Genomic DNA, 13,495 nt, shown 5'->3' on the forward strand with positions numbered 1-13,495 from the left:
CCAGGTCGTGTCGGGGCCGGTCTGGATTGTTCGCGGCACCGGGAGTCACCCCAGGGGTCCGTAAAACGCTCGGGGTGGCTGTCAGCCGTGCGTGGCGGTGACGACATCCACCAGCGCCGGCGTCCGCGTCGTGAGCACGTGCTCAGTCGCAGCTGCCAGTGCCGGGTCCAGTTCCTGCCCCTCCGTCACGGTCCAGGTGGCCGTGATGCCCTGTGCCCGAGCCAGTCCCGCGAAGTCCACCGCCGGATCGTCTATCAGCGTTCCGACGCCGGGGCGGGCACCCGTACGGTTCCGCGCCGTCGCCATCTTCTGGGCGTGCATGAACGAGTTGCCCCACATCCGGTTGTTCTCCACGACCACGAGCAGCGGCACGCGGTGGTGGGCGGCTGTCCACAGGGCCCCGGGTGTCATCAACGCATCCCCATCGGACTGGATGTCGATCACCAATCGGTCGGTGGACCGGTGGGCCAGCGCGGCGCCGACAGACGCACCCAGTCCGTACCCGAGCCCGGCACCACCACTGGATCCCAAGTACGAGCGCACGTGGTCGATCGACCACAATCTGTGCACCCAATTGTGCAGACTTCCGTTGGCCAGCACCGGATCTGAACCCGCAGTGGCGCGTTGCAGGCGCTCGGCCAGAACGGCGGCAGTCAGCCCTGCGTCGTCGGAAGCAGCCCTCTGCCACTCGGCGCGGTGGCGTGCGGCGTGCGCGGTCAACTGCGCCGTCCGCCTCTGAGCACGCGCCCGATCAACGCAGTTGCGCACCTCGGGCAGGAGTACCTCCAGTGTTGCCGACACCTGGGCTGCCACCAGCACCTCGGCAGGTTGTACACGCTGCAGATCAGCGGCCCATGCTTTGGCGGCAAGGCCGGCGGTGGACACCTGGATCACCGGTGCATCACCACAACCGGGGATCACCTGGGTGTCGCGGACCTCCAGCGCCAGTACCAGGTCCGGGTCCTCGTCCAACGGCATGCCGGTGTGGTTGAGCGGATGCTGGGTCGGCATGCACAATTCCGTGCGGTTGTAATCACGCTGCACTTCCAGCACCGGTGCCCCCAGGGTCTCGGCCAGCGCGACCAGCCGCTCGAGCGTCTCCTGGTCACGGTCCACCGATTCCACGGCCAACACCGGTGAGCGGGCGCCCACAAGCCGCTGTGCGATCCGACGAACCACATCGCGACCGGGGTAGAGCGGCTGCGCCACTGGGTATCGGCCGGGCTCGATACCCGACCAGGCCGTCGGCACGGGGCTTTCCTGGATCTCCGAGTCCACCGCGATGTACACCGGGCCGCGCGGAGCGCTCATCGCCAACTGGCGGGCACGCACCAGCGATTCCATCGCCGCAGGCAACGACCCGGGCTGGTCGTCCCACTTGGTGTAGTCGCGCACTTGGGTCGCCTGCACGTTGGCGGTGTGGATCCAGTCGATCCACGGCCGTCGCAACGCAGCGTCGGCGGGGCCGGACCCGCCCAGAAGCAGTAGGGGCACCCTGTCGCACCACGCGTTGTAGATCGCCATGGTGGCGTGCTGCAGGCCCACGATGTCATGCAGCGCTGCCGCAGTCAGCTTGCCGGTCGCCTTGGCGTAGCCGTGCGCCACCGCCACCGAGATCTCCTCGTGCAGGCAATCGATGATCTCAGGGCCATCACCACGGTGGTGTACCAACGAGTCATGCAGACCCCGAAAGGTGGCGCCGGGAGCCAATGGGATGAGGTCCACTCCCAGGTCCACCAAGAGGTCGACGATGGCGTCGGAGCCGTAGAGCGTCATGACAGCACCAGGTTCACGGCCTTGATCTCGGTGTAGCTCAGCAGCTCGTCGGCAGACTCCTCGCGGCCTATACCCGACATCTTGACACCGCCGAACGGTACCCCGGGAAAATGTGTGGAGGTGTCGTTGACCCAGACATAGCCGGCTTCGAGGCGACGCGACATCCGGTGCGCCAGGGAAAGATCCCGAGTCCACACGCTTGCCGTCAATCCGTACTCCACTGCGTTGGCCGCACCCACCACCTCGTCCTCAGTGGAGAAACCGAATAGCGCCACCACCGGCCCGAACACCTCCTCGTTGGCAATCTCCATCTCGGCGGAAACTCCGTCGAAGACCGTTGGCGTGACGAAGAATCCGCCGCCTCCCGCCGGAGTGCCACCGCCGGTCAGCAGGTGGGCGCCCGCCGCGACCGCACGCTCGACGAATCCGTGTGCGCGATCCTGTTGCGCCGCGGACACCATGGGCCCGATCTGGACGCCCGGCGACCAGGGCATCCCCTGGCGGACAGCGTTCACGGCGGCGACGTACCGCTCGGTGAATTCCGCGAGCAACGATTCGTGCACGAACACCCGCGAAGTCGATCCACACGACTGCCCGGCGAAGGCGAAGTTCATCCCCTTGACGGCAGCTGTCAGCGCGGCATCGACATCGGCATCTGGGAACACGATCATCGCGTTCTTGCCGCCCAGTTCCAGCGACACATGTTTGACGCCCACATCGGCGGCGCTGCGTTGGATCGCGCGACCGACCTGATGACTCCCGGTAAAGGCGATGCGGCGGATCTCACGGTGGCGCACCAGCGCATCACCGACATCGGCTCCCCCGTGCACCACCGAGAGCACACCGTCCGGCAGAACCCCCTCGACCAGTTCGGCCATCCGCAGGGCTGACAAGGGCGTCAGCTCCGAAGGTTTGAGCACCACCGTGTTTCCCGCCACCAGCGGGGCAGCGACCTTGGAAGCTGCAAACATGAACGGGTGATTGAACGGGATGATCCTGGCGACCACCCCGAACGGTTCGGGGAACGTCAGGTGCAGATTCCCTGCGCTGGCAGGAATGGTCTGCCCGGTCAACGCGTATCCCAGATCGGCGAACATCCGCATCCGTTCCACTCCCGTGTCTGCGTCTTTGCGCATCATCCACAGGGGTAGGCCGGCGTCGAGAGTGTCGAGCCACGCCAGCTCCTCCCGATGCCGTTCCAAGACATCGGCAACCGCGCGAACCAGCTCGGCGCGGGAACGCGGCGTACGAGCAGCCCAGTCCCCGGAAGCGGCTTTTCCTTGTGCAACAGCACGTTCCACGTCGGCACCGTCAGCATGACGAATACTGCAGAGCGCTTCGCCGGTGGCAGGATTCAGAATCGGATGAGACTGACCGCCCCCCTCCCCCACATCCGGACCGAGGCCCCAGGTGTGCGCCGCGATCCATTCTGTCCAGTATCGCTGACCAGCTTCGGGGTCATCCGTGCCAAGCGCCATCATCGCTCCTTCGTTGTCGGTAGGTCTGGTTGTCAAAGCTGCTTCCCGGGGGCTCGGTCCCGTTCACCGCGTGCGATGGTCGGCAACACCGCTGTGGACACCAACCCAACCGTCCCGGCCACCGCGAAGGCCACGCTCAGCGGAGCCGCCACGGCCACCCCACCGATGACGGCCAGGGCCGCCACCTTGCCCAGATTGCGAACAGAGCCGGTGAGCCCGAAGAACGCCGACCGCCCGGCATCCGGGGCGGCCAGGCTGGCCGAGACATTGTTGGCAACTCCGATGAGACCGTCACCGAGGCCGGTGATCACCACCAGAACCGCCAGCACCATCGCCGACGGCACAGCGGGGAACACCATCAACGGCACTGCCGCACAGAGCAATCCGGAGAGGGTGGGCCACGCCGTACCCCATTGCCCGATCAGAATCGGGGTCGCCCACGCAGCAACGATGCTCGCCACGGCGGTGGCACTGAGCACTGCCCCGATCGCCCAAGGCGACATCGCGTAGTCGTCGGCCGCCAGTAGAGGCCAGTAGGTCAGCACCGCGAACTTGAGGAGAAACCGGATGAAGCCGGGCACCTGGACGGCGGCGCCGAACGGTGTGTGCAACGCCGAGAGTGCAGGCCGTAGACCACGTTGCGCACCGTCCTTGGACGGCACGTCGTCGTCCCCGGTCAGCAGAACCGCGCAGATCAACGCGGCCGGGATGGCGGCCAGTTGCAGCGCCCCGACCACGCGCCAGTTGGCCACTTCGAGGATGCCTCCGGCCGCCAAGGGCAGCACCACCTCGGCGACCGCCATCGCGATGACCCGGGTGCTCTGCGCCCGGGCCAGAGCCACTGTGCCCAGGCCTTTTCCGGTGATTCCGATGGTCACCGCCAGGACCACTCCGAAGGCCGCACCCTGGACGGTCCGGGCCGCGATCAGCACCCAGATGTTCGGCGCACCCATCACGGCGCCGCCTGCCACGCCGAAAACCAGCAGTGACGCCACCAGTACCCGACGCTCCCCCAACCTGTCCGCCAGAGCCGCCACCGGGGCGGCGATCACGGCGGAGGCCAAGAGATAGCCGAAAGTCAGCACAGATGCGCCCGCGTCGTCCAGCGCAAAGGCGTCGCGCATCTCCGGCAGCGCGGGTGCGACCCCCTGAACTCCGGTGAGTACCACCACCGAAGCCAGCGTGGATGCCGCGTCGGATCTACGCACTGTGCGGTCCCACCGCAATGTGCACGTTCAGTTACTGTGCCGCAGGCTCGTTGGCAATCTCGACCGCTCGCTCCAGCGTCTCGCGATCCACCACGTCCGAGGCGTTCATCGGTTCGGTGAGCACGCCCGAAGCGGTGGCCACGTCGATCATGAAGGCCATGCTGTCGTCACTGAGGCCACCGTCGTCGGTCCAGAAGGGGTACTGCTCGATCAAGCCGAACAACACGCGCAGTTCCTCCTCCGAGGGCGGCTCCTCGACGTACTCGTTGACCGCACTCTGGAACGTCGGGAAGTCGGCTTTCAGGGCCTTCATTGCCTTCAGAGTGGTGGCGCAGTACTTGGCGGCCAGTTCCCGATTCTGTTCCAGCCAGGCCGCGTCTGCAGCCTGGGCTTCTTTGATGAAGGTGTCGACGTTCTCGTACAGGGTGGCGATGCGCACCGGTTCGTTGACGTTGGGCGCGGCGGACTCGTACTGGTCTTCGTGAATGACGGTCGAGTCGACGTCGCCGGCGGCCCAGGCCGCGGTGCGCAGGCTCGAACTCTCGATGATCTGCTGTGTCGGGATGTCCCGGATGCCACGGTCTTCGCCCACCCCCATCAGCAGTGCGTTGAGGATGATCGCCCCGGCGCCCCCGGGACTGTCAATGGCAACCCGCGTGGAGGGATCGAACAGTTGGGCCACCGTGGTGACGCCGTTGGCTCCCGTGAGCACAAAATCGTCCATACTCACGTACGGGCAGAAGATCTTGAAGTCCTCGCCTTGCTCTCGTGCCGCCAGGATCGACGAGATCGAGGATCCCATCACCTGAGCCTGCCCGCCGAGCACGGTCTGCGCCGCGGTCGCGTGCGAGTCGAAGATGGTGACGTTGTTGTCGACACTGATGTCCAGACCCACGTCGCCGCCGAAGTTGTCGACACCGTAGACCAGCGGCACCAGAGACGGCTGCGTCTGAGCGGACAGCGCCACGCGCAGCGAGTCCGCGGTGGTTTCTTCAGCAGGCTGGTCCGAACCCGATCCACACGCAGACAGGGCAAGCACACCGGCCATGCCGGCCGCGAAGAATGTCGTGGCGCGTCGGCCATGACAGCAGGTGTTGGACATTTTTCTCCTTGATTGTGTTGGTTGTTGGCGTAACGAGAACCCCCCGGCGGGGAGTGCGGAGCTCACAGATGTAAGTGGCCGGTGGCGCGCCGCTCGATCACCCCCGCCAACGCCATGAGCACCAGGCCCAAGAGCATGACAAAGATGATGGCTGCGAGCAGTCGCGGAATGTTGAGGACCGACCCGGCGAACAGCACAACCTGCCCCAGGTTCGCTGCGGACAACAGCAACTCGGCCGTGACCGCACCCCGGATGGCTCGACCGACGCCGATCCGCAGGCCTACAACGACCAGTGGGAGGGCAGCAGGAATGACGATGCTGGAGTAGACCTTTGACCGACTGGCTCCGTAAGCGCGACCCATCTCGATCAGAGAAACGGGCGTCGATCGGACTCCCGAGATGGTGCTCACCATGATCTCGAAGACACACCACAGCGCGGTCAGCGCCACCCGTCCGCCCAGTTCGAGTCCGGTGTAGATGCCGATGATCGGGATGAATAGTGATACCGGTGTGGCATAGGCTGCGTGGACCAAGGGTTCGAAGACGTTACGAGCAAATCGGGAGCTCCCGATCCACACTCCCATCGGTACGGCGATCGACACGGCGATCGAGTATCCGAACACCATCGTCATGAGAGTGCCGAGTGCAGCTTTCAGGAAGTCACCGCTGACAATCCCCTCCCAGAACGCTTCTGCCACAACCGTGAATGCCGGTATCGCGAAGCTCCCGCGGGATTCCCCGTACCACTGCCACGTCGCGATGAGCGCGATGACCAGGGTGATCCGGGCGATCCAGCCCCACATTTTCCACGGTTCGAGCGAGGGCAGACCGCCCGCTGCGGCGGTAGCGGCGCCAGGTGGAAGCGCGGTGGTACTCATCGGGCCCCCGACACTGCTGACTCGACATCGTCGGCCCACGGGGTGAGGCGCTTCTGGGCCAACAACAGCAGCCCGGTGAGAGTCGCGCCGATGAGTACCACCGCCGCGGCCGTGGCGAAGAATTGGCCGAGCTCACGCGAGTATCCGAGGTTCATCAGTCGGCGCCCAGTGCCCAGCGTCACCCACAACTCCGCGACGATCATTCCCTGGACCGCCTGTCCGATTCCCAACCGAAGACCGGTGATGATGTACGGCAAGGTGCCCGGAAGTGTGATCGACAGCAGCCTGCGCGACGAGCTGATACCGAACGACGTTGCCATCTCGTTGAGCTCACGGTCGATCGCCCGGACACCCGCGGCCGGTGTGATGATGAGGTAGAACACCGCGAACAGGAACACGACGGCTACCCGGAAAGTGAAGTCGGTGCCGAAGATCAGGATGATGAAGGGAAGCAGCGCGACCAGCGAGGTGACGAAGAGGGCGTTGATGAAGGGACCGACAACGAAGTCGACGATCCTGAACTGGCCCATCAGCAGGCCGACGGGGACCCCGACCACAACCGCCAGCAGGAAACCGGACAGCATCTGCGCAAAGCTCGACAGCACCAACAGGTAGGTGCCGTCGGAGAACGACGCGACCGCGCCGGACATGATGTCCGGGATCGATGGCCAGAAGTAGGGGCCGACCTGCATCGCGAAAATCTGCGAGGCCACCAGCAAACCGCCCCACACCAGGGTGCGTTGAAACCAAGCGCGGTGATGCAGAGGTAGTTTCGCGGCGCGCTCGGCAGCCTCGACCACGGGGGTCGGACCACTGACGCGTTCACGCAACGTCATCGGCCATCCCTTTCTGCAAGGCATGCCAGAGTCGGGTTTTCAGCGCACCGAACTCCGCGGTGCCGCGAAGGTCGTATCCCCGGGGGCGGTCGAAGGGGACGTCGATGACGTCGACGACCCGTCCCGGACGATTCCCCATCACCACCACGCGGCCCGCGAGATACACGGCCTCCTCCATGTCGTGGGTGATCAGAATGGTGGTCTTGCGTTGTGCCTGCCACAGCTGCTCGAGGTCCTGCTGGAGCACCACTCGCGTCTGCGCGTCGAGTGCACCAAAGGGTTCATCGAGCAGGAGCATGCTCGGGCTCACCGCGTACGCCCTGGCGATGCCGACCCGCTGCTGCATACCACCGGAAAGTTGTGCCGGGTAGTGGTCCTCGAATCCCGTAAGACCGACGAGCTCAAGCACTTTGGAGGCAGTTTCACTGCGTTCAGCGCGGCCGACCCCATTGCATTCGAGGCCGAACTCGACGTTGCGTCGCACAGTGCGCCAGGGCATCAGACGCGGATGCTGGAAAACGACCCCACGGTCGGGTCCCGGGCTCGTCACTGGCTGACCGCCGAGCAGGATCTCCCCTCCGCTGGGGGTGTCCAGTCCGTCGATGAGCCGTAACAGCGTCGACTTCCCCGATCCACTGGCACCAATGACCGCGACGAACTCGCCCTCGCTGACGTCAAGGCTGATGTCGGCGAGAGCGTGGGTGGAGACCTGCGATCGCCCACGGCGAACGGTGAATGTCTTGGACACGTGCCGAATTGACAGCAACGGCGCCGCCGTCGAGTTACCCGTCGGGTGAGCCATGCGGACGAACCTAATCGCTCGGCGTCAATTGCGCAGTAGATTCTGGATACAAGATTTAGAATTTAACAAATGGCTTACCTCGAGGTTGCCGCCCGCGACCGAGCACGCCGGGTCAGGGCGTCTCGTCCTCCAGCTTCTCCAATACACCGTCTCGCACCAGTTCCAGATGGTGGCAGATGTCTCGGACGGCAGTGTCGACATCATTGCGGGACACCGCCTCGAGCAAGCTCTCGTGGGAGTGTGGCGTCACCTCTACCATCCGCCAGCCGAGAAGGTATCTGCCCACTTTGAGCCGCAGTTGTTCTATGAGTTCCCACAGCGTCGGGTTGTTCGTGGCGTCGTAGAGTTCGGCGTAGAACTCCGAACGCGCGTCCACGAATTCGGGTCCCTCCTGCTCTGCGTCGACCACCTGCGCCAGTTCCCGCAACCGTGCCAGCCGCTGGGACGTCATGCCGACCATGGACACCCGGACAGCATGGGACTCCAGCACCGCCCGCAGTTCGTAGATCTCGCGAACCTGGGCGGCGGTGATGGATCTGACCACCGCACTGCGGCGGCCGCGCAACTGAACCAGGCCGTCGGCACCGAGCTGAATCAGCGCCGAGCGCACGGGAACTCGGGAGACACCGATCTTCTCGGCAAGCACCTCCTGCCGGAGCTTCAAGCCGGGTCGAAGTGTGCCGTCGAGGATCGCCTCCTTGAGGATGTCGTAGACCATCGAACCGATGGACTGGTGCCCCTGAGAACGCCGCGCAGCCAGCAGTCTCAGGTCGTCGTCGCTACCGCCGGGAGGCGGATCTTCCTCGCTCGATCCAGCCCCGCCCCTACCCACAGATTCTGCCCCCATGGGAAGGCGATCCTAGCCGCGGGGAGCCGGCCGGGTGGATTTATGATCAGGAGAGCTGTCGAGGCTCTCCCCGATCGCTCAGCAGGCTCACTCGGGCCTCTCGCGACCGCGGGGAACACCGCGAAACCGCGTCATCCCCCGAACACCTTGCGAACCACGGCCTTCGCCCGCCGCGTCACCCGCAGGTAGTTGTCCAGGAACTCGCTGCCGTCGTCGTTGTGCCACCCGGCGGCCACCGCCACGGCATTGAGCTGCCGTCCCGGCCCGGGCAACTGGTCGGTGGGCTTGCCGCGCACCAGCACCAGGGCGTTGCGCGCCTTGGTTGCAGTCAGCCAGGCCTGCCGGAGCAGGTCCACGTCTCCCTCGGCGATCAGTTCGGCCGCGCCGATGGCGTCCAGGGAGTCCAGCGTCGAGGTGTTGTGCAGGGCGGGGATGCGGTGGGCGAAGCGCAGTTGCAGCAGCTGAACCGTCCATTCGATGTCGGCCAGCCCGCCGCGGCCCAGTTTGGTGTGGGTGTTCGGATCCGCTCCGCGGGGTAGCCGCTCGGCGTCCACCCGGGCCTTGATGCGGCGGATCTCCTGCACCGCCTGCTCGGACACCCCACCCGCCGGGTAGCGGGTGGCGTCGGCCAGCAGCAGGAACTGCTCTCCGAGCTCGAGGTCGCCGGCCACGCGGTGAGCACGCAGCAGCGCCTGGATTTCCCATGGCTGAGCCCACTGCTGGTAGTAGGCGGCGTAGGAGGACAGGGTGCGCACCAGCGGGCCGTTGCGGCCCTCGGGGCGCAGGTTGATGTCGACCTCGAGCGGCGGGTCCGCGCTCGGAGTGCCCAGCAGTGCGCGTACCTGCTCGGCGATCGACACCGACCACTTCACCGCCCGGGTCTCCTCGACCCCGTCGGCGGGTTCACACACGAACATCACGTCGGCGTCGGAGCCGTAGCCCAGTTCGCCGCCGCCGAGGCGGCCCATGCCGATGACCGCGATCTTGGCCGGGGCCTTCCCGTCCGCAGGGGTGTTGGCGCGGGTCACCGCGTCCAGCGCCGACTGCAGCACCGCCACCCAGACCGAGGTCAGCGCCGTGCACACCGAGCGCACGTCGAGCATGCCCAACAGGTCCGCCGACGCGATGCGGGCCAGTTCGCGGCGGCGCAGGGTGCGGGCGGCGGCGATGGCCTTCACCGGGTCGGCGTACCGGCCGGCCGCAGCCACCAGTGAGCGGCCCAACCCGTCGGGTTCGACCTCGAGCAGTTTGGGCCCCGACGGGCCGTCGGCGTACTGCTGGATGACCTCCGGCGCACGCATCAACAGGTCCGGCACGTAGGCCGAGGTGCCCAGCACGTGCATCAGCCGCTTGGCCACGGCGCTCTCGTCGCGCAGGCTGGCCAGATACCAGCGCGCGTCGGCCAACGATTCGCTGATCCGGCGGTAGGCCAGCAGCCCCGCATCGGGATCGGGGGTGTCCGACAGCCAGTCCAGCAGGGTCGGCAGCAGCACCGCCTGCACCCGGGCCCGTCGGCCGCCCTGGCTGGTCAGCGCCGCCAGATGGGTCAGCGCACTGTGTGGAGCCTGGTAGCCCAGGGCGGCCAGCTGCCGCTCGGCCGCCTCGTTGGTCATGCCCTCCCGGCCCGGGCCCACCGTGAAATCGACTGCGCGGTCCACGGATTCGAGCAGCGGCTGGTAGAAGAGCTTGGCGTGCAGCCGCGACACCCGCACGCTCTGGCGTTTGAGTTCCTCGCGCAGCACGCCGAGAGCGTCGTGCTGGCCGTCGGGACGCACGTGGGCGGCGCGGGCCAGCCAGCGCAGCGCCTCGTCGTCCTCGGGTGCGGGCAGCATGTGGGTACGTTTGAGGCGCTGCAGCTGCAGGCGGTGCTCGAGCAGCCGCAGGAACTCATACGAGGCCGTCATGTTGGCGGCGTCGTCGCGGCCGACGTACCCGCCGGCGCCCAGCGCCGCGAGCGCTTCGACCGTGGAGGTGACGTGTAGTGAATCGTCGTTGCGGCCATGCACCAGTTGCAGGAGCTGCACCGCGAACTCGACGTCACGCAACCCGCCGGTGCCGAGTTTGATCTCGCGGCTGCGCACGTCGGCGGGCACCAGCTCGACCACCCGGCGCCGCATCGCCTGCACGTCGGGCACGAAGTCCTCACGCTCACAGGCTGTCCACACCATCGGCATCAGCGCGTCGAGATACTGCTGTCCCAGCTCGGCGTCGCCCACCGCCGGACGTGCCTTCAACAACGCCTGGAACTCCCAGGTCTTGGCCCACCGCTCGTAGTAGGCGATGTGGGATTCGAGGGTGCGCACCAACTGCCCGCGCTTGCCTTCGGGGCGCAGCGCCGCGTCCACCTCGAAGAAGGTCTCCGAGGCCAGCCGCATCATCTCCCCGGCCACCCGGGTCTCGGTGGCATCCGCTCGCTCCCCCACGAAGATGACGTCGACGTCGGAGACGTAGTTGAGTTCCCGCGCGCCGCACTTGCCCATCGCGATCACGGCCAGTCGCGGCGCCTCGGCGCCCTTGCAGACGATCGTGGTGGCCACGTGCAGCGCGGCGGCCAGAGCGGCGTCGGCCATGTCGGACAGGTGCGCGCCGACCGTGGGGAACGCCAGCACCGGCTCGTTCTCCACGGTGGGGGCGACGTCGAGGGCGGCGAGCACCAGCAGGTGGTCGCGGTAGAGCTTGCGCAGCGTGGGAACGACACTGGCCGTGGAGGTTTCGGCGGTGACGTCGGCGACCGCGGCCAGGAAGATCTGCTTGAGCTGCGGTGCCGACGGCAGCTGGATCTGCCCCTGCAGCAGCCGCCACGAATCGGGGTTGGCCACCAGGTGATCGCCCAGGGCCAGGGAGGACCCCAGCACCGCCAGCAACCGGCCGCGCAGCGCTTTGTCCTTGAGCAGCGCAGTGTTCAGTTCATCCCAATTCGGGCCCAGCGCATCGGCCAGACGCACCATCGCCAGCAGGGCGGCGTCCGCATCGGGAGCGCGCGAGAGCGACCAGAGCAGTTCGATGTGGTCGTCGGTGTCCCAGCCCAGGCGGGTCAGGGCGGTCCGGGCAGTCGCCTCGACCAGTCCCAGCCGTCCGACGCTGGGCAGCTTGGGACGCTGCGTGACGGGTTTGGAGGCAGGCACGACAGCACGGTACTGCACTCGGCGGGCCGTGCGGCAATCTGTTGTGCTCCCGATCGGAGCTACAGGGACAGGTAGGTCTCCAGCTCGTACGGGGTGACCTTGCTGCGGTAGGTCTCCCACTCCGTGCGCTTGTTGCGCAGGAAGAAGTCGAAGACGTGCTCGCCCAAGGCCTCGGCCACCAGTTCGGAGCCCTCCATGGCCTCCAGCGCGTAGCCGAGGCTGCCGGGCAACTCGCGGTAGCCCATGGCCCGGCGCTCCTCCGAGGTCAGGCTCCACACGTTGTCCTCGGCCTGCGGGCCCAGAACGTAGCCCTTCTCGACCCCGCGCAGACCGGCGGCCAGCAGCACCGCGAAGGCCAGGTAGGGGTTGCAGGCCGAGTCGGGGCTGCGCACCTCGACCCGGCGCGACGACGCCTTGTTCGGCGTGTACATCGGGACCCGCACCAGGGCAGAGCGATTGGCGGCCCCCCAGGACGCCGCGGTGGGCGCCTCGCCGCCGTGGACCAGACGCTTGTAGGAGTTCACCCACTGGTTGGTGACGGCACTGATCTCGCTGGCGTGCTCGAGGATGCCGGCGATGAAGGACTTGCCGACGTCGGAGAGCTGCAACGGGTCGTCGGGGCTGTGGAAGGCGTTGGTGTCACCCTCGAACAGGCTCATGTGGGTGTGCATGGCCGAGCCCGGGTACTCCGCGAACGGCTTGGGCATGAACGACGCCCGCACACCCTCACCCAGGGCAACCTCTTTGACCAGGTAGCGGAAAGTCATCACGTTGTCGGCCATCGACAGGGCATCGGCGTAGCGCAGGTCGATCTCCTGCTGGCCGGGCGCACCCTCGTGGTGGCTGAACTCCACCGAGATGCCCATCTGTTCCAGCGCGTCGATGGCGTGCCGGCGGAAGTTCGGCGCGGAGTCGTGCACGGCCTGGTCGAAGTAGCCGCCGTTGTCGGCGGGCACCGGGACGCTGCCGTCATAGGGACCGGGCTGCAGCAGGAAGAACTCGATCTCCGGGTGCACGTAGCAGGAGAAGCCGAGGTCGCTGGCCTTGGCGAGCTGGCGGCGCAGCACGTGGCGCGAGTCCGCCCACGAGGGTGATCCGTCGGGCATGGTGATGTCGCAGAACATGCGGGCGGAGTGGTGGTCCCCTCCGCTGGTGGTCCACGGCAGCACCTGGAAGGTCGAGGGATCGGGCCTGGCCACGGTGTCCGATTCCGACACCCGGGCAAAGCCCTCGATGGAGGATCCGTCAAAGCCGATGCCCTCTTCGAAGGCACCCTCGAGTTCGGCGGGCGCGATGGCCACCGACTTGAGGAATCCGAGCACGTCGGTGAACCACAGTCGCACGAAACGGATGTCCCGTTCCTCGAGCGTGCGCAGCACGAATTCCTTCTGACGATCCATGACCGGAAGCGTAGGCATGCGCTGTTAACTCTGTGTTACAGCG

Annotated in this window: 10 protein-coding genes; all 10 read right to left on the bottom strand. The window is 66.7% G+C overall.

Annotation, left to right across the window (positions count from 1 at the left end):
- Positions 1–81: 81 nt before the first annotated feature.
- Positions 82–1,776, bottom strand: a complete 1,695-nt coding sequence (locus G6N58_RS27675) for a thiamine pyrophosphate-binding protein (RefSeq protein WP_115280670.1) — start codon at positions 1,774–1,776, stop codon at positions 82–84.
- The gene (locus G6N58_RS27680; protein ID WP_115282010.1) at positions 1,773–3,254 is read right to left on the bottom strand and encodes an aldehyde dehydrogenase family protein; all 1,482 of its coding nucleotides are present in this window, start codon (positions 3,252–3,254) and stop codon (positions 1,773–1,775) included. Before G6N58_RS27680 ends, G6N58_RS27675 begins: the two co-directional genes overlap by 4 nt.
- Before the next feature lie 32 nt (positions 3,255–3,286).
- Entirely contained in the window at positions 3,287–4,462 is a 1,176-nt protein-coding gene (locus G6N58_RS27685) for an MFS transporter (protein WP_163908484.1), read from the bottom strand.
- A gap of 31 nt (positions 4,463–4,493) precedes the next feature.
- The gene (locus G6N58_RS30595) at positions 4,494–5,564 is read right to left on the bottom strand and encodes an ABC transporter substrate-binding protein (protein ID WP_174904657.1); all 1,071 of its coding nucleotides are present in this window, start codon (positions 5,562–5,564) and stop codon (positions 4,494–4,496) included.
- Positions 5,565–5,626: 62 nt separating this feature from the next.
- A complete protein-coding gene (locus G6N58_RS27695) occupies positions 5,627–6,442 on the bottom strand; it encodes an ABC transporter permease (protein ID WP_115280668.1) in 816 nt (271 codons plus the stop codon).
- The gene (locus G6N58_RS27700) at positions 6,439–7,278 is read right to left on the bottom strand and encodes an ABC transporter permease (RefSeq protein ID WP_163908486.1); all 840 of its coding nucleotides are present in this window, start codon (positions 7,276–7,278) and stop codon (positions 6,439–6,441) included. Before G6N58_RS27700 ends, G6N58_RS27695 begins: the two co-directional genes overlap by 4 nt.
- Positions 7,265–8,026 carry an ABC transporter ATP-binding protein gene (locus G6N58_RS27705; protein ID WP_232068028.1) on the bottom strand — a complete coding sequence of 254 codons (762 nt, stop codon included), beginning with the start codon at positions 8,024–8,026 and terminating at the stop codon, positions 7,265–7,267. Before G6N58_RS27705 ends, G6N58_RS27700 begins: the two co-directional genes overlap by 14 nt.
- 166 nt (positions 8,027–8,192) lie before the next feature.
- Positions 8,193–8,927 (bottom strand): GntR family transcriptional regulator, encoded by a 735-nt coding sequence (locus G6N58_RS27710; protein WP_115280666.1) that lies wholly within the window; start codon positions 8,925–8,927, stop codon positions 8,193–8,195.
- Between the two features lie 131 nt (positions 8,928–9,058).
- The gene (locus G6N58_RS27715) at positions 9,059–12,052 is read right to left on the bottom strand and encodes a bifunctional [glutamine synthetase] adenylyltransferase/[glutamine synthetase]-adenylyl-L-tyrosine phosphorylase (RefSeq protein ID WP_163908488.1); all 2,994 of its coding nucleotides are present in this window, start codon (positions 12,050–12,052) and stop codon (positions 9,059–9,061) included.
- 59 nt (positions 12,053–12,111) lie between these two features.
- Positions 12,112–13,452 carry a type I glutamate--ammonia ligase gene (glnA, locus tag G6N58_RS27720; RefSeq protein WP_068917608.1) on the bottom strand — a complete coding sequence of 447 codons (1,341 nt, stop codon included), beginning with the start codon at positions 13,450–13,452 and terminating at the stop codon, positions 12,112–12,114.
- Between the last annotated feature and the right edge of the window lie 43 nt (positions 13,453–13,495).

This window comes from Mycolicibacterium tokaiense (assembly GCF_010725885.1).
Taxonomy (GTDB): Bacteria; Actinomycetota; Actinomycetes; order Mycobacteriales; family Mycobacteriaceae; genus Mycobacterium; species Mycobacterium tokaiense.

Bases quoted from the DNA above. Each gene is read 5' to 3' on its own strand.
- G6N58_RS27695 (WP_115280668.1), bottom strand. From the start codon at position 6,442: ATGAGTACCACCGCGCTTCCACCTGGCGCCGCTACCGCCGCAGCGGGC.
- G6N58_RS30595 (WP_174904657.1), bottom strand. From the start codon at position 5,564: ATGTCCAACACCTGCTGTCATGGCCGACGCGCCACGACATTCTTCGCG.
- glnA (WP_068917608.1), bottom strand. From the start codon at position 13,452: ATGGATCGTCAGAAGGAATTCGTGCTGCGCACGCTCGAGGAACGGGAC.
- G6N58_RS27700 (WP_163908486.1), bottom strand. From the start codon at position 7,278: ATGACGTTGCGTGAACGCGTCAGTGGTCCGACCCCCGTGGTCGAGGCT.
- G6N58_RS27680 (WP_115282010.1), bottom strand. From the start codon at position 3,254: ATGGCGCTTGGCACGGATGACCCCGAAGCTGGTCAGCGATACTGGACA.
- G6N58_RS27710 (WP_115280666.1), bottom strand. From the start codon at position 8,927: ATGGGGGCAGAATCTGTGGGTAGGGGCGGGGCTGGATCGAGCGAGGAA.
- G6N58_RS27675 (WP_115280670.1), bottom strand. From the start codon at position 1,776: ATGACGCTCTACGGCTCCGACGCCATCGTCGACCTCTTGGTGGACCTG.